This is a genomic window from Acidihalobacter sp. (assembly GCF_037381185.1).
Lineage (GTDB): Bacteria > Pseudomonadota > Gammaproteobacteria > DSM-5130 > Acidihalobacteraceae > Acidihalobacter_A.
The window spans coordinates 61,728-82,895 of the sequence record NZ_JARRQY010000006.1; the positions used below are offsets into that span (position 1 = coordinate 61,728).

At 61.1% G+C, this 21,168-nt stretch carries 18 protein-coding genes; 14 read left to right on the forward strand and 4 right to left on the reverse strand.

The genetic code is table 11. The features are described 5' to 3' along the window. The first annotated feature begins 13 nt into the window (after nt 1–13). From eno to ispD, 3 genes are read left to right on the forward strand one after another with little or no spacing between them, the layout of a single operon-like run. The gene (eno, locus tag P8014_RS03000; protein ID WP_337815821.1) at nt 14–1,291 is read left to right on the forward strand and encodes a phosphopyruvate hydratase; all 1,278 of its coding nucleotides are present in this window, start codon (nt 14–16) and stop codon (nt 1,289–1,291) included. A gap of 60 nt (nt 1,292–1,351) precedes the next feature. Then, the gene (gene ftsB, locus P8014_RS03005) at nt 1,352–1,690 is read left to right on the forward strand and encodes a cell division protein FtsB (RefSeq protein WP_337815822.1); all 339 of its coding nucleotides are present in this window, start codon (nt 1,352–1,354) and stop codon (nt 1,688–1,690) included. After that, nucleotides 1,687–2,388 (forward strand): 2-C-methyl-D-erythritol 4-phosphate cytidylyltransferase, encoded by a 702-nt coding sequence (gene ispD / locus P8014_RS03010; RefSeq protein WP_337815823.1) that lies wholly within the window; start codon nt 1,687–1,689, stop codon nt 2,386–2,388. The genes ftsB and ispD overlap by 4 nt, the downstream gene beginning before the upstream one ends. 20 nt (nt 2,389–2,408) lie before the next feature. Here ispD and P8014_RS03015 read toward each other — a convergent pair whose 3' ends face one another. The 4 genes from P8014_RS03015 to P8014_RS03030 all read right to left on the reverse strand — a co-directional run bounded on the left by P8014_RS03015 (nt 2,409) and on the right by P8014_RS03030 (nt 8,396). Beyond that, nucleotides 2,409–5,600: an EAL domain-containing protein gene (locus P8014_RS03015; protein WP_337815824.1), complete on the reverse strand. Its 3,192-nt coding sequence runs from the start codon at nt 5,598–5,600 to the stop codon at nt 2,409–2,411. 351 nt (nt 5,601–5,951) lie between these two features. Next, nucleotides 5,952–6,698 (reverse strand): SDR family oxidoreductase, encoded by a 747-nt coding sequence (locus tag P8014_RS03020; protein ID WP_337815825.1) that lies wholly within the window; start codon nt 6,696–6,698, stop codon nt 5,952–5,954. 91 nt (nt 6,699–6,789) lie between these two features. Further along, nucleotides 6,790–7,488 (reverse strand): aspartate/glutamate racemase family protein, encoded by a 699-nt coding sequence (locus P8014_RS03025; RefSeq protein ID WP_337815826.1) that lies wholly within the window; start codon nt 7,486–7,488, stop codon nt 6,790–6,792. Next, nucleotides 7,485–8,396 (reverse strand): GNAT family acetyltransferase, encoded by a 912-nt coding sequence (locus P8014_RS03030; protein ID WP_337815827.1) that lies wholly within the window; start codon nt 8,394–8,396, stop codon nt 7,485–7,487. The genes P8014_RS03025 and P8014_RS03030 overlap by 4 nt, the downstream gene beginning before the upstream one ends. Nucleotides 8,397–9,324: 928 nt before the next feature. Here P8014_RS03030 and P8014_RS03035 point away from each other — a divergent pair. The 11 genes from P8014_RS03035 (at nt 9,325) to P8014_RS03085 (ending at nt 21,146) form a co-directional block, all read left to right on the forward strand. Continuing rightward, nucleotides 9,325–10,905 carry a peptide ABC transporter substrate-binding protein gene (locus tag P8014_RS03035; protein ID WP_337815828.1) on the forward strand — a complete coding sequence of 527 codons (1,581 nt, stop codon included), beginning with the start codon at nt 9,325–9,327 and terminating at the stop codon, nt 10,903–10,905. Nucleotides 10,906–10,971: 66 nt separating this feature from the next. After that, nucleotides 10,972–11,892, forward strand: coding sequence for an oligopeptide ABC transporter permease OppB (oppB, locus tag P8014_RS03040; RefSeq protein WP_337815829.1), 921 nt, complete (start codon nt 10,972–10,974; stop codon nt 11,890–11,892). After that, nucleotides 11,892–12,842, forward strand: coding sequence for an ABC transporter permease subunit (locus tag P8014_RS03045; RefSeq protein WP_337815830.1), 951 nt, complete (start codon nt 11,892–11,894; stop codon nt 12,840–12,842). Before oppB ends, P8014_RS03045 begins: the two co-directional genes overlap by 1 nt. A 7-nt stretch (nt 12,843–12,849) precedes the next feature. Further along, on the forward strand, nt 12,850–13,818 hold the full coding sequence (locus P8014_RS03050) for an oligopeptide/dipeptide ABC transporter ATP-binding protein (protein WP_337815831.1): 969 nt from the start codon (nt 12,850–12,852) through the stop codon (nt 13,816–13,818). Next, entirely contained in the window at nt 13,815–14,801 is a 987-nt protein-coding gene (oppF, locus tag P8014_RS03055; protein ID WP_337815832.1) for a murein tripeptide/oligopeptide ABC transporter ATP binding protein OppF, read from the forward strand. The genes P8014_RS03050 and oppF overlap by 4 nt, the downstream gene beginning before the upstream one ends. Nucleotides 14,802–14,939: 138 nt before the next feature. Further along, the gene (locus P8014_RS03060) at nt 14,940–15,710 is read left to right on the forward strand and encodes an ABC transporter ATP-binding protein (protein WP_337815833.1); all 771 of its coding nucleotides are present in this window, start codon (nt 14,940–14,942) and stop codon (nt 15,708–15,710) included. Further along, nucleotides 15,710–16,450, forward strand: coding sequence for an ABC transporter ATP-binding protein (locus tag P8014_RS03065; protein ID WP_337815834.1), 741 nt, complete (start codon nt 15,710–15,712; stop codon nt 16,448–16,450). The genes P8014_RS03060 and P8014_RS03065 overlap by 1 nt, the downstream gene beginning before the upstream one ends. After that, entirely contained in the window at nt 16,447–17,349 is a 903-nt protein-coding gene (locus P8014_RS03070) for a branched-chain amino acid ABC transporter permease (protein WP_337815835.1), read from the forward strand. The genes P8014_RS03065 and P8014_RS03070 overlap by 4 nt, the downstream gene beginning before the upstream one ends. Continuing rightward, on the forward strand, nt 17,346–18,311 hold the full coding sequence (locus P8014_RS03075) for a branched-chain amino acid ABC transporter permease (protein ID WP_337815836.1): 966 nt from the start codon (nt 17,346–17,348) through the stop codon (nt 18,309–18,311). The genes P8014_RS03070 and P8014_RS03075 overlap by 4 nt, the downstream gene beginning before the upstream one ends. 82 nt (nt 18,312–18,393) lie before the next feature. Continuing rightward, nucleotides 18,394–19,662, forward strand: coding sequence for an ABC transporter substrate-binding protein (locus P8014_RS03080; protein ID WP_337815837.1), 1,269 nt, complete (start codon nt 18,394–18,396; stop codon nt 19,660–19,662). A gap of 215 nt (nt 19,663–19,877) precedes the next feature. Continuing rightward, nucleotides 19,878–21,146, forward strand: coding sequence for an ABC transporter substrate-binding protein (locus tag P8014_RS03085; RefSeq protein ID WP_337815838.1), 1,269 nt, complete (start codon nt 19,878–19,880; stop codon nt 21,144–21,146). Nucleotides 21,147–21,168 lie beyond the last annotated feature (22 nt).

Consider the following 21,168-nt stretch of genomic DNA (forward strand, 5'->3'; position numbering starts at 1 on the left):
AGGCTTCACGAACATGTCCGAGATCGTCGATATTCGCGCCCGCGAACTGCTTGATTCGCGCGGCAACCCGACCGTCGAGGCCGACGTGCGTCTCGCCAGCGGCGCCGAAGGGCGCGCGGCGGTCCCGTCCGGCGCCTCCACCGGGACGCGCGAGGCGGTCGAACTGCGCGACGGCGATCCGCAACGCTACGGCGGCAAGGGCGTGCGCCAGGCAGTAGCCAATGTGAATGGCGAGATACGCGAGGATCTGCTCGGTCTCGACGGACGCGACCAGACCGGCATCGACCGGCGCCTGATCGAACTCGACGGCACGCCGAACAAGTCGCGTCTGGGCGCCAACGCACTGCTTGCAGTGTCGATGGCTTTGAGCAAGGCCGCCGCGGCCGAGGCGGGGCTGCCACTGTACCGCCATCTGGGAGGCAACGGCACGCTGACTATGCCGGTGCCCATGATGAACATCATCAACGGCGGCGCACACGCCGACAACAGTGTGGACCTGCAGGAGTTCATGATCGTGCCGGTGGGCGCGCCGAGCCTGAGCGAGGCGGTGCGCTACGGCGCGGAGGTCTTCCATGCGCTCAAGAGCGTGCTGAGCAAGCAGGGCATGTCCACCGCGGTGGGCGACGAGGGCGGTTTCGCACCCAATCTGCCGTCGAACGAAGCGGCAATACACGCGATTCTTGAGGCCATCGAGAAGGCCGGTTTCAGCGCCGGTGACGACATCGCCCTGGCGCTGGATGCGGCCAGTTCGGAATTCTACGAGCACGGTGCCTACGTCCTGGCCTCCGAAGGCAAGCGCTACGATGCGGCGGCTTTTGCCGACTATCTGGCAGGCTGGGTCGCGCAGTATCCCATCGTGTCCATCGAGGATGGCATGGCCGAGGATGATTGGGCCGGATGGAAGCTGCTTACCGAGCGCTTCGGCGACAAGGTGCAACTGGTCGGTGATGATCTGTTCGTGACCAATACCGAGATTCTGGCTCGCGGTATCGAGCAGGGGGTGGCCAACTCCATTCTGATCAAGGTCAACCAGATCGGTACGCTGACGGAGACCCTCGAAGCGATCCGCATGGCCAAGGATGCGGGTTATACCGCGGTGGTCTCGCATCGCTCCGGCGAAACAGAGGACATCACCATTGCCGATCTCGCCGTCGGCACGCGGGCAGGGCAGATCAAGACCGGTGCTCTGTCGCGCTCCGACCGTGTGGCGAAATACAACCAGCTCATCCGCATCGAGGAGGAACTGGGTGCCCAGGCCGAATATCCCGGACGAAGCGTATTCACGCGATGAGTCGGGGAAGGCGCGCCGCATCGCGGCGATACCTGCCGCGCGTATGAGGCCCACGCCAAGATGAAGTGGTTGGTGACGCTTCTCGTCGTGCTATTGGTTTTGCTTCAGTACAAGCTATGGTTCGGCGAGGGCAACGTCGGCGACGTCTACCGCCTGCATCAGGAAATCGCCGCCCAGCGCGCCGAAAACGCCCGTCTCAAGGACCGCAATGCGGCGCTCGAGGCGCAGGTCAAGGATCTCAAGAGTGGGACTGCAGCGGTCGATGAGCTGGCGCGCAGTCAGATGGGCATGATCCGCAAGGGCGATACTTTCTATCAATATGTCGCGCCGGCAGCCGGCGGCACGCGTGCCGTCGTTCCTGCCGTTGCCGTGCCCCGCAATTCCGGCAGCAGACCGTGAGTGCATCCCCGCATGCGTTTTGGGCCGTTATCCCCGCCGCGGGTGTCGGTCGACGTATGGGGGCCGAACGCCCCAAGCAGTATCTGAAACTTGCCGGCCGTACCGTCATAGAACACACGCTGAAGCGTTTCCTGGATCGTCCGGAGCTGCTGGGTGTGGTCGTCGCGGTCGGGCCGGACGATCCTTATTGGCCCACTCTGGAGTGTGCCGCCGACATGCGCGTCGAACGCGTTACCGGTGGGGCCGAACGCGCCGATTCGGTGTGCAATGCCCTGAGTGCCTTGGCGGACCGTGCCCGGGGATCGGACTGGGTGTTGGTGCACGACGCGGCGCGACCCTGTCTGAGCGAGGAGGATCTGTCGCGTTTGCTCGATCGGATGCGCAGCCATCCGGTCGGTGGCATTCTCGCGACGCCGGTACGCGACACCATGAAACGCGTGAACGCTGCTGGCGAAATCGAGGCTACGGTCGACCGTTCCGCTCTATGGCATGCTCAGACGCCGCAGATGTTCCGCCTCGAAACCCTGCTGAACAGTCTCGAGCTGGCGCAGAGGAATGGCTGGACTGTCACCGACGAGGCTTCCGCCATGGAGCAGGCGGGTTTTCGTCCCTGCGTCGTCGAGGGGCGTGCGGACAACATCAAGATCACCTGTCCGGAGGATCTGGAGTACGCTGAATGGTTGCTCGGCGCGAGTTGATGCCTTATCGCTTTCTCGATTCACGCATGGATCAGTCTGCCCAATTCGGATAAAAAGGCCTCGCGCGCCTCGCGGTAGCTGACGGAGGTGGCCGGGGCCTCCCGTTCTGCGACCGAATGTAGCTGTGCGTGCGCACGATCGAGCGCGGTTCCGAAAAGGCGTTGTTCGCGAATGTAGCCGCTTATCCGGCAGGGCAGAGTCGAGAATTGCGCGCGCAAGGTTTCCTGTTGCGCGATCGAGCGTAGCTGTTCTTCCCACAGGATGAAACTCGCCATCGCGCCAAGGGCCGTAAGCGGGTGGTGCTGGGGATGCAGCGGATTGACGTAGTTCCTGGCCCAGTTCAGCACTTCCGCCGCCGGCAGCGGCCGGCTGATCGCATAGCCTTGCCCCATGTCGGCTCCCAGGATCGCGGCGGCTTCGATCAGGCCGGGGGTTTCCAGGCCTTCGACGGCGACCAAGAGTCCGAGGTCCTGACCGAGGCGGGTCAACTGGCGAATGAAGGTCAGTAGCCTCTGTGGTTCGTTGAGGATGCCGCGCACGAGCATCTGATCGATCTTGACGATGTCGAAAGGCAGTAGACTGAGACGATGCAGGCTGCTGTAGCCGGCGCCGAGATCATCTTCGGACAGCCGTACCCCCAGTTCGCGGAATTGACCCAGTACATGGGCGCGCATTCCCGCATCCTCCGGTTCGTCGCTTTCCAGCATTTCGAGGAACAACTCGCGCGGCGGACAGGTATGGCTCGCAAGCAGCCTACGGGTGATCCTCACGTAGCTCGGATCGGTCAGCGCGGTGGTGGGAAGGTTGACCGAGATCGATAGCGAACAATTTTGCCGGGACCACTTGCGGCGCATCTCCAGAGCCTGGTCGAGGCCGTGCTCGAATAACGACCGCAGGTCGTCCCGGGTGAACGTGGGGAGGAACTGATCGGGACGCAGCAGCGTTTCGCCATCGCGCAGACGTGCCAGCGCCTCGACTTTTATGACACTCCCGTCGCGCAGGTCTATGATGGGCTGAAAATACATTTCCAGGCCTTGCTCGATCAGCTGGCGCCAATGGCGGCGCGAAGCGTGGGACACCGCTTCCGATTTGCCCTCCCGGGACTCGATCGAATGCAGGGCCAGGCCCAGCGTGTTCTGCAGGTGCTGCAGGAAATGGGTTTGTGCCTCGGAGGAATAGCCGCCGGGCAGGGCGCAGTAAAGCGTGAGCACCGCGCGAGGTTCGCCCTGCGGAGAACCCAGTGGTATGGCCACGCTGGAGCGTACACCGAGTTCGACCGCCGCCTTGCGCCAAAGCTCCATGACCGGGTCCGTGGTGTAGTTCAGGCAGCGCTCTATGCGGCCGCTACGCCAGGCGCGGCCGGTAGGGCCGCGGCCATCGCGCCGGCTCGTGTCGACGGTGATCGGCGCGGCCGCTTTCCGGGTCAGCGCATCGAGATACTGTTTGAACGGGGTTCCGGCAACGAACTCGAACTCGAACACTCCATTCGTATTCGGACGGCCGATCGTTACCGATACGACTTCGTCGAGTTCCAGCAGGGCGTTGACCACGCCTTGTGCCAGATCCGGGTAACGGTCCGATTCCCAGGCGAGGGTGTCGATGCGCGCAAGCACCGCCTGGCGCTGTTCGGCGAGGTTGTGATAGGCATGAACCTGCCAGCGTACGTCCAGGCCGATACGCCGGGTCAGCAGTGCGTTCAGGGTATGGGAATGTCGGCCTTCGGCCTGCGCCAGATGCTCAAGGATGCGGGTCATGAGGTCGTAGCTTTCCATCAGCGCGCCGATTTCCACGCCGAGAACGGCGTGGGAATGTCCGGAGGCCAATGCTGCGCGCCGGTGCGTAAGCGCATCGAGATTGGGGTCGCACAGCAGTTTCGCATGTTGTTCGAGAATATCCAGAAGACGCTCGGTTTCGGCCTGAGACAGCATCGTAAGCAGGTAGCGGGCGCCCGAACGGTGCAATATCTGCTGATACAGTGCCTGCATCCAGGGGCGTGTGTGATGTTCGTCGAATGTCGATGACATGCCTTCCAGCAGTGCTGCGGCGCGCGGACCATAGGGTGGCGCTTCGTCGGATGCGTCAGGGAGAACTTCGTGGTGCGTCGCTTGCCCTTGGTCTGGCGCGTAGAGGGTCCACCAGTTGCCGCGGTGCGCCTTGTTGCGCTTGAGGCGGTATAGCGCCTGGTCCGCCTGTCGCAGGAGAATGCCGGGCTCGTTGTCTTCGGCTATGCCGAATGGATAGATGACGATGCCGAGGCTGGCTTCGATGCGTACCTGATGTTCAAGCGCTGTGATCGGAGCCGTCAGTTCGTGTCCGGTGCGTTCGAGCAGTTCGTCCAGGTAGCCCAGGTTGTCGAGGCTCTCTATCAACAGCACGAACTCGTCACCGCCGTACCGGAATACGCCGTCGGTTTCGCGCAGGGAGTGCCCCAGTCTCTCGCCGATGGTCTTGATCACGGTATCGCCGGCGGCGTGCCCATAGGTGTCGTTGATCGGTTTGAAGGAGTCGAGGTCGAGCATGCCGATCGCGAGGAGTTTTTCGTGTCTGCGTGCCCGGGCCATGGCTGCTTGAATATGGTCTTCCAGGCTGGCTCGGTTGCGTAGTCCGGTCAGCGGGTCGCGCAGGGCGATCTCCGCCAGATATTGCTGTTGTTCGGCCAGTTGCCGGACCAACTCGACATAACGCGCTGTATTGCCGGCGGCGTGGCTCAGATGATTCAGCACGAACGGCCATGGGGGCAGCGCGAAGAAGCCAGGGATTCGGCTGTACAAATTGAGCAGAGCGATGGGTTTGCCGTTGGCGAGTAGCGGAACATGGGCCGAGGAGCGCCAGCCGATTTCCCAACCGAGGCGATACCAGGAAGCTGTTTGCTCGGTATGATCCGGCCAGTGTTCAATGATCTGGGACTCGCTGCAGCGCCAGGCCCGGGAGGAGGGGTTGGGGTTTTCCGGGCTCTGCCTGAGGCGCACTTCAGTGCTGAAAAGATAGTGCTCGATCTGTTCGCCGGCCCAGCGTTCCGGCTCGATCAAGTCCTCTCCTGTCAGGCGACCGATCCAGGCAGCATCCACACCCAGTTCGATGAGACCCTCGATCAGCGTATCGTTCAGTTCGTCGCGTGTTCCGGCGCGATCGAGCAATTTGTCAATAAATGAAAGATATTTTCCCAGTTGTGCGCTGGAGTCGGCGGCGGTTGCTGAGGGTGGTCGAGGCATCTGGAGTGTCGCTGGCCTGTTGGTTGTTTGTAGCGGGAGTATCCCAACTATGGACATGCCGGGAAAACGGCTGTGTGGGCGATTTGAAATCTCACGCGCTGCACACGTACTTTGTCTATCCGGTTGGTAGGCTCAGGCCGCTCCGATCCGTGCACCCCGTCGGTCATTTTTTCGGCGTGTTCTTAACCCAACTCCCTCTTGCGTTGGGGCGTTGGAAATGCTCACGCAGCGCGTTTTTTGACAACCTTTGTCGGTTTCATTTTCCGACACAATAGTCCATTTTTCGGAATTTCGTCGTTCAGGTCCGGATTTGAGCCGTATTCGGTGTCGGGAAGCGCGGTGGGACGGTAGTCAGCGTCCGCCGGACACGTCGATGAAGCTGCCAGTGGTGTAGGACGCTTCGTCCGAAAGCAGCCACAGAATGGCACGTGCGACCTCTTCCGCGTGTCCGCCGCGCTGCATGGGGATGGCGGATTTGATCCGCTCTACACGATCCGGTTCGCCGCCTGAAGCATGGATGTCCGTGTGGATGACTCCCGGTCGTACGGCATTGACCCGGATTCCGGCTCCGCCCACTTCCTTTGCCAGCCCGATCGTTAGCGTGTCGATCGCGCCTTTGGACGCGGCATAGTCCACGTATTCGTTCGGCGATCCGAGACAGGCCGCTCTCGAGGAGACGTTGACGATCGCGCCGCCGGCGCCGCCGCTGAGGGTCGACATTCGCCGCACGGCTTCCCGCGCGCACAGAAAGGAGCCGATCACGTTGATGTTGAAGACCCGCTGAAGACGATCGGCGGTCATGTTTTCGACCGTTGTCTGCGCTTCCAGAATGCCTGCATTGTTGACCAGTGCGTGCGGAGGGCCGAAAGCGTCCCCGCAGTGTTTGAATAGCCGCAGTACGTCGGCTTCGCTGCAGACGTCGGCGCGTACCGCGAGCGCTTCCCCACCCAATGCACGCACGTCCTGCAGCACTTGTTCCGCGGCGTATTCGTCGTGCCGGTATGAAAAACAGACTGCGTAGCCGCGTTCCGCGGCCAGTCGGGCCGTGGCGGCGCCTATACCGCGGCTGCCGCCGGTGATAAGTGCGACTTTTGGCATGAACAGTTCTCCACTTGGCAGGGATTCCCGCTGTTGTTCAAGAACACACCGTTTAATGCCGCCGGGTGTCCATTATTGGCTCTGTGCGTGTCTAGTCCGGCTTCAGTGCGAAGTCGACCGCTTTGAACGCATGCAGGTGCGTGGTGTCGTACAGGGGCACCAACGTATCGCATTGTTTCACAAGCAAGGCAATTTCCGTGCAGCCGAGAATCACGGCTTCGGCGCCGTTCTGCTGCAGATCGGCAATGACTTGTAGATACTCGGCGCGCGAAGCTTCGGCAACTCGGCCCAGGCACAGTTCGTCGTAGATCACGCGGTGTATGCGCTCCTGATCGGCGGCGCCAGGCAGCCGCACATTCAGGCCGAAGCGTTCGCGCAGCCGCTCGCGATAGAACGTTTCCTGCATGGTGAAACGGGTGCCGAGAAGTCCAACCTCGCGGACACCGTCTGCCCTCAGGGCCTCGCCGGTCGCGTCCGCGATGTGCAGCAACGGCATGGAGACGCTGCTCTCGATCAGGTCGGCGACACGATGCATGGTATTGGTGCATAGAACCAGACAGTCGGCGCCCGCGCTTTCCAGTCTGGCGGCCTCCTGGGCGAGACGCTCGCCCAGCGCCTGCCAATCATCGGCGTGCTGCAACTCGGCGATCTCCGCGAAATCGACGCTGTTCAGCAGGATGCGTGCGGAATGGAGGCCGCCAAGGCGTTGCTTCACCGTTTCGTTGATCAGGGCATAGTAGGAAGCGGTGGACTCCCAACTCATGCCGCCCAGTAGTCCCAGGGTTTTCAAGCGCTTGCCTCCTGTTGGACCTGTTTCCGGTTCCCGGGCCAGTACATACCCTCGCAGCCCGGCGCAGTGCGTTCAAATCCGAATGTTTCGTAAAACTCCGGCACGTTGGCGAGCAGGGAAATGTATGCGTCGGGCGGCGCACTGCGATCGAGATACTTCATGATCTCGTCCATCACCTGATGGTCCAACCCTTCTCCTTGTATGTCGGGGTCGACCGCAACGTCGGTAATGACGAAGTAGCAGCCGCCGTCGCCGACCACGCGGCCCATCCCGACGAGACGCCCGCGTCGATACAGCGATACCGCGAACAGGCCGCGCGGCAGGCCGAGCGCGGCGGCTTCCGCAGAGTGCGTGCCCAGGCCTGCGCGGGTACGCAGTTCCAGATATTCATCGATGGCCGGAGGGGCGTAGCTGATCCGGATCTGCTCGTCGGAAGCGTCCGTGCCCGGCGCCGCCATGTCGGGGATCAGGCGCTTGCCCAGTCCTAGCGCGGCGTCGGGGCTGTAGCCCAAACGCCGGTAGAACTCGACGACGGTCGCGTTGCCGGCGCGAATCTGCAGGTTGACCTTGGGGCAGCCGCGCCCCATGAGCAGCGTTTCGGCTGCATCCACCATGCGGCGTCCGTAACCCTTGCCGCGTAATTCGGGGTCGACGGCAAGATAGTTCAGCCAGCCGCGATGGCCCTCGTAGCCGGCCATGACGCTGGCGACCAGACGGTTGCCGATCTCGCCGATCAGAAAGCCCGCGGCATCGACGTCCAGCTTGCGTTGGATGTCGGTCGCCGGATCATTCCACGGAACCACCAGAGCGCAGGCGTTCCAGAGTCTGATGACGTCTGCGCCGTCGCCGGGAATATAGGCGCGAATCCGCAGTTCGGAGTTGGGGGGCGAAAGAGGTGCGTGATCCATGGCCTTGTTTCTTGTCGTCTCCTTGTAGGGTGAGGGGACATAGCTGCAAGAGGTGCTTACAGAGAGCGGATGAAAACGTGTTGCAGCTTTTCCAGCTGGAAACCGAGTCCTTGGTAGAAGGCGTGCGCTCCGGCGCGTTCCATACGGCCGCGAACCCGGAGCTGGCCCGGTCCGCGGCCTGGAGTACCAGGCGTTTGCCCAATCCTTGCTCTCGACTGTGCCCGGACACGATCAGTCCGGCGATTTCGGCGCCGAAGCCGCTTTCGAGACGTAAGGTGCGCATGACGTGTGTCCACCCCAGCAGCTCGACATCGTCGCAGAACACGTATACCGCATGTTCCGATGAGTCCTCAACGGCCTGGAGTGGCCGGCGCATGAGTGCAGAGTGCCCAGCTGCGTGGAAAGCCGGGGCAGGGCAGGAGCATCGTCGGGTCGTGCCGCGCGGAGGTTTATTGGGGGCATTCGGTCGATCCTGCCATGAGTAGGAGCTGATTCTGTTCGGGGCGAATCGTCACCGTACAACGGCATGAACGCGAAGATCGTGCTACATATTGAGGCGTCGCCACCAAAATCGCACCGCTGTGGTGCGAGCCTGCGTCAAGTCATGTGCTTCTGATGCGCTGTAAACGCGCTGGTCCGAAGTTTGCTTGTGTGCTGCGCGTTGCGATGGCTGGGTCGGGAGTGTGAAATGTATCCCGCCGCGGTTCGTTGACAGTCTACGGGGGGCTCCCTACTATGCGCCCGTTTTGTCCGAGAAGCCTGTTTCTTCATGGTGATGATTTTCATGAAGGAACTTAACTAGAGGTTGGCTGTCGAGCACCGGATTTTATCCGGGGACGGAAATTTCCACGGACCCTTAATAACAAAGGATGACGCCACGATGATTAAATGCTCCAGGATCGTCGCTGTAGTAAGTCTGTTGGCTGCTATGAGCATCGCCGCATTCACCAGTGCTCAGGCCGCGGATGTGCCGGCCGGTGCGCAGCTCGCTGCCAAACAGGTGCTGGTCAAGAACAACAGCGCCGAACCGGGCACGCTGGACCCGCAGAAGGTCGAAGGCGTGCCGGCGAGCAATATTTCCCTGGATCTTTTCGTCGGCCTGACCCTCGAAGCGCCTGACGGCTCGATCGTTCCGGGCGTGGCCAAGAGCTGGACGATCAGCAAGAATCACTTCGTCTACACCTTCCATTTGCGCAAGGACGCACGCTGGTCCAACGGCAAGCCCGTGACCGCCGAGGATTTCGTCTACGGCATGCGCCGCGGCGTCGACCCCAAACTGGCCTCCGCCTACGCCTACTTCCTGTATCCGATCAAGAACGCCAAGGCGATCAACGACGGCAAGCTGCCGCTCAAGGATCTGGCCGTGAAGGCACTGGACGCGCACACGCTGCAGATCACGCTGAAGGAGCCGGCGCCGTATTTCCTGCAGATCGTCAGTCAGCCGGCCACTTTCCCCGCCTACAAGCCAAGTATCGAGAAGTGGGGCAACAAGTTCACGCAGCCTGGCCATCTGGTGTCCAACGGCGCCTATGAACTCAAGAGCTGGGTGGTCAACGGCCATATCACGCTGGTCAAGAATCCCTACTACTGGGGCGCCAAGCATGTGGTGATCAAGGAAGTGAAGTATCTGCCGATCGTCGACAGCAACACTTCCATGCAGATGGTCGAGTCCGGTCAGTCGGACTGGACCTATACCATCCCCTCCAGCCAGTACAAGACCCTCAAGGCCAAGTACGGTAGTCAGATCGTGACCAAGCCCTACCTCGGCCTGTACTACTACGACCTAAACATGCAGAAGCCGCCGTTCAAGGGCAGTCTGGCGCTGCGCAAGGCGCTGTCGCTGGCGGTGGATCGCGTCGCGCTGACCAAGTACGTGCTCGGCCAGGGCCAGATCCCGGCCTACAACTTCGTCCCCAAGGGTACCGCCGGCATCAATTTCATTCAGTACGGCTGGTCCGACTGGTCGAACAGCAAGCGTATCGCCGAGGCACAGAAACTGTATAAGGAAGCGGGCTACTCCAAGGCGAACCCGCTCAAGATCACGATCCTCTACAACACCAACGCCGATCACAAGAAGATAGCCCTGGCGCTAGCGTCCATGTGGAAGCAGGCCTTGGGCGTCCAGGTCAGCCTGGAGAACGAGGAGTGGAAGGTCTTCCTCAGGGATCGTCAGGAGGGCAACTTCGTGGTCGCCCGTGACGGCTGGATCGGTGACTACGATTATGCGACGACCTTTACCGATCTTTTCCGCTGCGGCGTGGCGCAGAACAACTCGCATTACTGCAATGCCAAGTACGATGCTCTGGTCGAGAAGGCCGCCAACAGCGACAGCGAGGCCCAGCGCGTGAAGTTCTATACCGAGGCCGAGCGCATGGCGATGAACGACTATCCGATCATCCCGATCTTCCAGTACGTCGCCTTGCACTTCAGAAGCAAAAATCTCCGTGGCTACGTAGGCAATCCGCTCGACCACAACCACTCCGCTGACTGGTACTTCGTCAAGAACTGAGTCGGAACGCGGGCCGGTAATCGCCGGCCCGCGGCCTACCGCAACCGACCTGGGTCATATATAAAGATGCTTTCCTACACGATCCGGCGAATACTCGGCGCGATCCCGACGCTGTTCGTCCTCGTTACGCTGTGTTTTTTCATGATTCGCCTGGCACCCGGCGGTCCATTCGAGGGGGAGCGCAATCTGCCTCCGCAGATCAAGGCGAACCTGCTTGAGAAGTACCACATGGATCAGCCGCTGTATAAGCAGTACTTCAGTTATCTGGACGATCTGCTGCACGGTGACCTGGGACCCTCGTTCAAGTATCAGGACTGGACCGTCAACCAGCTGATCGCAAAAGGTTTTCCGGTATCGCTCAAGATCGGTCTCTGGGCCATGTTCTGGGCGTTGTTGCTGGGTCTGGCGCTGGGCAGCATCGCGGCATTGCGCCAGAACAGTTGGCTGGACTATGCCGTCATGGGTTTGTCGATGTCCGGCGTCTCTATTCCGAATTTCGTCACCGCGCCGCTGATGGTGCTGGTGTTCGCGTTGATGCTGCACTGGCTGCCGGCAGGCGGTTGGGGACATGGCGGGCTGTACAACATATTGCTGCCCGTCATCGCGCTGGCTCTGCCGCAGATCGCCATCATCGCGCGAATCATGCGCGGGAGTATGATCGAGGTGCTCAGCAGCAACTATATCCGTACCGCCCGCGCCAAAGGGCTGAGAACCAGCACGATCGTGTTGCGGCATGCGCTGCGCCCGGCATTGATGCCAGTGGTGTCCTATCTCGGGCCGGCGATGGCCGCGGTGCTGACAGGGTCGGTCGTGATCGAGCAGATTTTCGGTCTGCCCGGCGTCGGCACCATTTTCGTGCAATCCGCCACCAACCGCGATTACACCACGGTGCTGGGGCTGGTCATTCTGGTCGGTGTCCTGGTGGTCGCCTTCAATCTGATCGTCGACATTCTGTACGCCGTGCTCGATCCGAAGATTCGTTACTGATGCCGATGCCCAACCAAACCGTCAACGAGCAGCGCACTGGTCTGGGACAACCCGGCACGGCGGAACTGCGTGATTTCTCCGAACGGCTGCAGCAGGACGTGCAGGGACGCAGCCTTTGGGTCGACGCCAGGCGGCGTTTTTTCCGCAACAAGGCGGCGATGGCCGCGGTGGTCATCCTGGCCGTCATCGTGGTCGCCGTCTTGATCGGGCCTTTGTTCAGTCCCTACGGTTTCACGGACACGGACTGGGGAGCGATTTTCCACCCGCCAAGCCTGGCCAACGGACATATCTTCGGTACAGACGACTTGGGCCGCGACGTGTTCGTGCGCACCATGATGGGCGGACGCATCACGCTGCTGATAGGCCTGATCTCGAGCCTGGTCAGCATCGTCATCGGAGTGGCCTACGGTTCCGTCGCCGGGTTCTTCGGCGGCCGGGTCGACGGATTCATGATGCGCATCGTGGACATTCTGTATTCGATGCCCTTCCTGTTCTTCGTGATTCTGCTGATGACCTTCTTCGGGCGCAATTTCATTCTGCTGTTCGTGGCCATCGGCGCCATTACCTGGCTGGACATGTCCCGTATCGTCCGTGGCCAGACGCTGACACTCAAGAGCAAGGAGTTCATCGAGGCGGCCTATGCCTGCGGCGTGGGCAAGCCGACGATCATTCGCCGCCACGTGGTGCCCAACCTGCTCGGCGTCGTGGTGATCTACGCTACGCTTACCGTGCCCACCGTCATTCTGACCTCTGCCTTCCTGAGTTTTCTCGGTCTGGGCGTGCAGGAGCCGATGACGAGCTGGGGCGTGTTGGTCAACGATGGCGCGAGCAACATGGGGACCGCTTGGTGGACGCTGGTGTTCCCGGCCGGAATGCTGACCTCGACCTTGTATTGCTTCAATTTCATCGGCGATGGCTTGCGCGACGCGCTGGACCCGAAGGATCGTTGAGGGATACATGATGTCATTGCTGTCGGTCAAGGATCTTACGGTCAGTTTCGATACCCATGACGGGATCGTGCGTGCCGTGAACGGCCTCGGTTTCACGCTCGAACAGGGCAAAAGCATCGGTATCGTCGGTGAGTCGGGTTCCGGCAAGAGCCAGACCATGCTCGCGCTCATGGGTTTGTTGTCGCGCAACGGACATACCGGCGGCACGGCGGCTTTCAAGGGCCGTTCATTGCTGGACATGCCGCCGGCGGAACTCAACCGCATCCGCGGTAACGACATCTCGATGATCTTTCAGGATCCGATGACGTCGCTGAATCCATACATGACGGTTGCGCGCCAACTGGGCGAAGTGCTGACGCTGCACAAGGATATGAGTCGCTCCGAGGCCAAAAGGGCATCGATCGACATGCTCGATGCGGTCAAGATTCCGGAAGCGCGTAAGCGCATCGACATGTATCCACATGAATTCTCAGGCGGCATGCGCCAGCGCGTGATGATCGCCATGGCGCTGCTGTGCCGTCCCGAACTGCTGATCGCCGACGAACCGACGACCGCGCTGGACGTCACGGTGCAGGCGCAGATTTTGCAGCTACTCAAGGAACTGCAACGGGAGTTCAACACGGCGATCATCATGATCACGCATGACCTCGGGGTTGTCGCGGGACTTTGCGACGAGGTGTTGGTGATGTACGGCGGTCGTACCATGGAGTACGGCAGCGTTCACCAGGTCTTCCACAATCCCCAGCATCCTTACACCACCGGACTGCTGGCCGCTTTGCCTCGTGTCGGCGGTGAAGAAGACAGCTTGCGCACCATTCCGGGAAATCCTCCCAACATGCTCAATTTGCCATCCGGCTGCCCCTTCAATGAACGTTGTCCCGAGAGTTCGGAACGCTGTTTTTCGGACGTTCCGCTGCTGCACGGCATAGAAGCCGGGCATACGGTGGCCTGCCACAAGCGGGAGGAGGCGGTATGAACCAGCCCTTGCTCAAGGTCGACAACCTGCAGGTGCGTTTTACGGTGAACCGTAATCGCCGCTGGCCCTGGGAGGCGCCGCAGACGCTGAAGGCGGTCGACGGCGTCAGCTTCGAACTCTATCCGGGCGAAACCCTGGGGGTGGTCGGCGAATCGGGTTGCGGAAAGTCGACGCTGGCACGGGCCATTCTGGGGTTGCTGCCGGCGCAGGGCGGGCAGGTCTCCTGGCTGGGCGAGGATCTGCTCGGTCTCGACCGCCGCGGGTGGAAGAATAAACGCCGGGAACTGCAGATTATCTTTCAGGATCCGCTGGCCTCGCTGAATCCTCGCATGACCATTGGAGAGATCATCGCGGAACCCTTGCGCAGTCTGCGTCCCGACGTGCCGCGCGAAGAGGTCAAGCGCAAGGTCCGGGAGACCATGCAGCTGGTGGGCCTGCTGCCGAATCAGATCAACCGCTACCCGCACGAGTTCTCCGGCGGTCAATGCCAGCGCATCGGCATCGCTCGTGCGCTTATCGTCGACCCCAAGCTTATCGTCTGCGACGAACCCGTCAGTGCGTTGGACGTCTCGATCCAGGCGCAGATCGTGAACCTGCTCAAGGATCTGCAGAGCAGGCTCGATCTCACCCTGATCTTCATAGCGCATGACCTGAGTATCGTGGAGCACATCAGTGACCGCGTCATGGTGATGTATCTCGGCCATGTCATGGAACTTGCACCCAAGCGCAGGTTGTATCGCGAGCCGCGTCATCCTTATACCCAGGCGCTGCTTTCGGCCGTGCCTATTCCGGATCCCGAGCTGGAGCGCAACAAGACGATACAACTGTTGCCCGGCGACTTGCCGTCGCCGATCAACCCGCCCAGCGGCTGCGTTTTCCGCACCCGCTGTCCGCGGGCGATAGAAGCATGTGCCGGCGAAGTACCGGCATTGCGCGCCATCGACGACGAGATTCGCGTGGCGTGTATACGCGTGGAGCAGTGAACTCCGCGCATTTTGACTGAATCGTCCTGTCCCGATGTGATGTCCGGGCGGAGCGAGGACGGGTTCGGCGCTGAAGGCAGGCACCGAGCAACGATAACCATGGCTGCCTAGCGGCCACAGAAGGAACGCGAGTGACTCATGCTCGAAGTAAAGGAACTCGGTAAGGAGTTCGGCGGGCTGAAAGCGATTGATGGTGTTTCGTTCCAGATTCGCAAGAACACCATCACCGGCCTGATCGGACCCAACGGGGCAGGCAAGACCACCCTGTTCAATACCATCGCGGGGGTGTTTGCACCTACACGGGGTGAAATCCTGTTCAAGGGCGAACGTATACAGGGACTGGCGCCACATCGCATCTTCCACAAAGGTTTGGTGCGCACGTTCCAGATTCCGCGTCCATTTCCGGACATGACGGTTCTGGAAAACCTGCTGGTGGTGCCGGCAGGACAGAGCGGTGAGCGGTTCTGGAACAACTGGTTCAGACCGGGCAAGGTGCGCGAGGAAGAACGCGAGCTGCACGACAAGGCGTGCGAAATCGCCGAGTTTCTGAACCTCACGCGAGTGCTCAATCTGCAGAGCAAGAACCTGTCCGGAGGTCAGCAGAAGCTGGTCGAAATCGGTCGTGCCCTGATGGCCGATCCGGAGATGATCCTCCTCGACGAGCCTGGCGCCGGCGTCAACCCGAGCCTGCTGGCTGAAATCATCGAACGCATCAGCGAACTGCATGCGCGCGGCATTACCTTCCTACTGATCGAGCACAACATGGATATGGTCATGAATCTGTGTGATCCGATTCTGGTCATGGCCAACGGCAGGCTGTTGATGGAAGGCAGTGCCGATGAAGTGCGCACGGATCCGCGTGTACTGGACGCCTATCTGGGCGGCGAACCCGAGCTGGTGGAGGCGTGATGACCGAGCAGAACCGCGAAACCGTATTGCGCGTCTCGACCCTGGAGGCCGGCTACACGCCGGGAGTGCCGATCCTGCGCGGCACCGATATCGTCGTGAATACCGGCGAAATCGTCACCGTGCTCGGCCCCAACGGCGCCGGTAAGTCCACCCTGATCAAGGCCATTGCCGGGCTGGTTCCGGTATTCAGCGGCAGCGTCAACCTGCTCGGCAAGGACATCACCGGGCTTGCGCCGCATCGCATGGTTGCAGCCGGTGTCGGCTACGTGCCGCAGGTGAACAACGTGTTCGCCAAGCTGACCGTGGAGGAGAATCTCGAAATGGGGGCCTACACGCGCAAGCACGGCGTCGAAGAGCGCCTCGAGGCGACCTACCGGTTGTTTCCCGATCTGGCGCGCCTGCGCCATCACCCGGCCGGCAAGCTTTCCGGTGGCCAGCGCCAGATGGTAGCGTTCGGCCGAGCCCTGATGGTCGAACCCAAGCTGCTGATGCTGGATGAACCTTCGGCGGGTCTGTCGCCCAAACTGGTCGGCATGGTGTTTGAAAACGTTCAGGAAGTGCGCGACTCCGGGGTGACCATCCTGATGGTCGAGCAGAACGCGAAGGCCGGTCTGATGATTTCGGACCGCGGCTACGTTCTCGCCGAGGGCAAGGAACAACTCGAAGACCGCGCCGATGCGTTGCTGAAAAATCCCGAGGTCGGCGAACTCTACCTCGGCTCAAAGGGAGGCCTGCTATGATCGCCCAGTATCTTGCCGACGGCATCATACTCGGCTCGAGTATCGCACTCGGTGCAGTCGGGTTGACGCTGACGTACAACATCCTCAATTTCGCCAATTTCTCGCATGGTTCACTGCTGTCCTGGGGTGCGTATTTCGCCTGGGTCGTGGTGGTGGCGTTCTCCGGCGTACAGGGGGGGACGTTCGGGCCGCTTTCTTTCGGTTGGCCTTTCGTCGCCGCGCTCGTCTTTTCAGGCGTGATGACGGCTCTGCTGGCTCTGGTGGTCGATTGGCTGGTGTTCCGCATTCTGCGCAAGAGCAATATTCAGGTGGCGCTGGTCATCGCCTCGTTTGGCGCCTCGCTGCTGCTGCGCAACCTCATCGTGCTGGTGTTCGGTCCGGAGCCGCAGTACTACTCGGACAACATCCAGATCGCTCAGCAGATCCTGCCGGGGGTGCGGGTGACGCCCGACCAGATATTCGTGGTCGTTCTGAGCATCGTGCTGGTGGTCGTGCTGCATCTGTTCCTTACCCGTACCAAGCTCGGCAAGGCGATGCGGGCGACCGCGGACAATGCAGCTCTGGCGCAGGTCAGCGGCATCAATATCCACGCGATCGTGCGCTGGACCTGGGTCGTCGGCGCGTCGCTAGCGGCGGTGGCGGGCGTGTTCTTCGGTCTGACCGTGCAGATCCTGCCGGACATGGGCTTCAATCTAGTGCTGTTCCTGTTCTCCGCAGCCATCCTCGGCGGCATCGGCAGCATTTACGGCGCCATTCTCGGCGGCTTGGTGATCGGTATTGCCTCCGATCTGTCCGTGCTGTTCTTTTCTCCGGCCTATAAGCCGGCGATCGCCTTCGCCATCATGATTCTGGTTCTGCTGGTACGCCCCAGCGGCATTCTTGGAGAGAAAGCCCGATGACTGGTTTGTTTTCTTATCTCGTATTCTTTCTCATTCTGGCCTTGATCTACGCCATCATGGCTTTGGGGCTGAACCTGCAATGGGGCTATACGGGCCTTTTCAACATCGGCGTCGTCGGCTTTTTCGCGGTCGGCGCCTACACCTTCGCAATTCTCGCCGCCTCGCCGATGGCGGGGCAGTTCGGTGGCTTCAACTGGCCGTTCATCCTTGCGATTGCGGGCGCATTGGTGATGTCGGGGATCATCGCATTGCTTGTCGGTATCCCCACGCTCAGGCTGCGGGAGGATTATCTGGCGATCGCGACCATCGGCATTGCCGCGAGCATCCAGTTGATCGCCAACAACTACGGCTGGCTGACCGGAGGTCCGCAGGGCATCTACAACATCCCGCAACCTCTGTCGAATTATTTCAGCAGCAATTTGGGGTATAACCTCTTTTTTCTTGCAATGATGGTGGTTATCGTCGGTGTGGTGTATTACGGTCTTGAACGCATGGTGAACGCGCCCTGGGGGCGTGTTCTGATGGCCATTCGCGAAGACGAGACCGCCGCGAGTTCAGTGGGCAAGAACGGTTTCAGCTACCGCCTGCAGTCTTTCGTTATCGGCGCGATGCTCATGGGGCTTTCGGGTGCGCTGTATGCGAGTTTCATCAAGTACATCAGTCCGACGCTGTTCATGCCGGTGCTGACTTTCCAGGTCTGGGCGATGCTGATCGTCGGCGGCAGCGGCAGTAATCTGGGCGCCATTGTCGGTTCGGTGTTGGTGTGGGCGTTGTGGACCGGTAGCGGCACACTGGTCCAGTCCATCCTACCGCCTGGTCTTCAGGTGAAGGGCGGCGCTGTTCAGATAATCCTAATCGGCCTCGTCCTGATGCTTGTCCTGCTATTCCGTCCGCGAGGAATCATGGGCGAACGCAAGGCTATTGCGGCCGAACGTGCGAGGAGCAAGATCTCTACAGGCTGAATTTTGGCCGGGAGAAAAATTCGGGGGCGGGGGTAGCTCGCGCTCGGGAGAAGGTTCAACCAACACACTACGGGGTAGTTTGATGATGAAGAAGAACCTGAAGAAGACCCTGATCGCTTCGGCGATCGTCGGTGCAATGGCCATCGCCCCGATGGGCGCGCAGGCAGCGTGCACCACCACGGTCGGCAGCGTCATGGCGCTGACCGGTTCGCTGGGTGCGCTGGGTCAGGCTATCGCCAAGGGTGCGGAACTGGCCGTCAGCACGGTCAACCAGGCCGGTGGCGTGAATGGCTGCCAACTGAAGCTGGCGCTCCTGGACGACCAGACCAATCCGGCCGTCGGCGTGTCCGCAGCCAAGCAGTTGGTCGACATCAACCACGTGTCGGCCATAGTTGGTGCGCTGTCCAGCGGCGTGAGCATGGCAATCCTCACCTCCGTTACGGCTCCCAGTAAGGTCGTGCAGATCTCCCCCTCTTCGACCTCGCCGAGCTTCACCGCGCTGGCCAAGCAGGGCAAGACCGGTGGTTACTGGTTCCGCACCGCGCCTTCCGACGCGCTGCAGAGCGTGGCGATGGCCAAGATGGCCCACGATGACGGCCTCAAGCGCGTTGCCGTGCTGTACCTCAAGAACCCCTACGGCGAAGGTCTGGCCGGCGAGTTCCAGACCTACTTCAAGAGGATGGGCGGCACGATCACCGCCGCCGTGCCGTACAACCCGAAACAGCCTTCCTACCGTTCCGAAGTCGGTAGCGCCCTGCAGGGTAAGCCACAGGCCGTGTTCCTGATCGGTTACCCCGGTGACGGTACCACCGTGGCGCGCGAGTGGGTCTCCGCTGGTGGTCCGCAGGTCTTCCTGCTGCCCGACGGGCTCGAGTCGCAGAAGTTCGTCGACGACGTCGGCGCGAAGTACATGAAGAAGGTCATCGGTACCGCCGGTGGTTCGGTCAAGACGCCGTCGCTGACCACCTTCAATAACGACTTCAAGGCCAAGTATGGCGAACTCCCGACCCAGGCTTACATGACCAACGCCTATGACGCCGTGATGGTCATTGCGCTGGCCATGGAGAAGGGCAAGGGTACCTCCTCGGCAGTGGTCAAGGACAACATCCGCAAGGTCACCGGCACCGCCGGTGAGGCCGTCTACGCCGGTGCCGCCGGTTTCGAGAAGGCCAAGAAGCTGATCAAGGAAGGCAAGCCTTTCCACTATGTCGGCACCGTCGGTGAGCTGAATTTCGACGCATACGGCGATACCTCGGGCCCGATGGCGATCTGGACCGTCAAGGGCGGCAAGGTCGAGCAGACCGGCATGATGAGCGTCAAGGCCATCAACGCAGTCATCAAGAAGTACTAAGCCGTCGAGGCGGTGGTGCATGGGGAGCATCGCCGCCTCGTTCATTCCGGCTAAATAAAGGCCCCGCCGAAGTCGAGTGGCTTTTGGAGCGGGGCCGTCTTTAAGGGCGAAGCCTTACATACAAGTGAACATGTGAGGGGATCGCAAGAGGAGTCGCTGGACACCAATCGCCACCTGGCGGAACAAGCTTTCATCTCTGTGGAGGGATAAAACCCATGCGTTACCTCGGTTTGGTATTTTCACTGGCGTTGGCCGCGACTCCCCTCGCAAGCCATGCCGCATCCTGCGACAAGACCATCGGTGTTGTCCTGCCGCTGACCGGCTCGCTCAGCGCCACCGGTCAGGAGAACGTCAAGGCCGTACAGCTTGCCGTCGACGACTTCAATGCAGCCGGCGGTATCAACGGCTGTACGCTCAAGAGCATCGTCTACGATTCGCAGACCGCGCCCGCGGTCGGCGTGGATGCGGCGAAGAAGCTGATCGACATCAATCACGTCCCGGCCGTCATCGGTGCTTATTCCAGCGGTGTGTCGATGGCCATTCTGACCTCCGCCACCGAACCCAATAAGGTGGTACAGATTTCCGCCGGCTCCACTTCCCCGGCTTTTACTCAGCTCGCCAAGCAGGGAAAGACCGGTGGCTACTGGTTCCGTACCTGTCCGTCCGACGCCCTGCAAGGCGTAGCGATGGCTTACGTCGCGCACGACAAGGCCATGCTCAAGCGCGTTGCGGTCATCTATCTCAACAACCCTTATGGCGTTGGTTTGGCCGATCGCTTCCAGCAGGCTTTCTCCGCCTACGGCGGCAAAGTGACCGCGATGGTGCCTTACAATCCGAAGCAGCCGTCCTACCGCTCCGAGGTGACCAAGGCGCTGCAGGGGAATCCGCAGGCCTTGTTCCTGGTCGCCTACCCGAACGAGGGTGCAACCGTGCTGCGTGAATGGATCAGCAATGGCGGTGCGCAGACCTACCTGTTCCCCGATGCGCTCAACGCACCGCAGTTCATCGGCGACATTGGCGGCAAGTACCTCAATGGCCACGTCTGGGGCACCGTGCCCGGCAGCATGAGCACCAAGAGCCAGCCTATCGTTGCCGCGGAGTTCAAGAAGAAATTCGGCCACGGGTTCACCCAGCCCTACGACACCAATGCCTACGATGCCGTGGCATCAATCGCGCTGGCCATGGAAGCCGGCAAGTGCGATAGCGGCAGCTGCATCCGCGATCACATCCGCACGGTTACCAACGATGCCAACGGTACTCCCGTCACGGCTGGCGTCGCCGGGCTGAAGCAGGCTCGCGAACTGCTTGCGGCCGGCAAGTCGATCCGCTATGTCGGCGCCTCCGGCGATCTGCAGTTTGATGCTCAGGGCGACATCCAGGGCCCCGAGATCATTTGGCAGGTGGAAGGCGGCAACATCGTCAACAAGCAGACCATGATGCCGGCTGAAATTGCCGCCATCACCAAGAAGCTCGGTCTGAAGTAAACATTCTTCGGGCTTGTTCAAA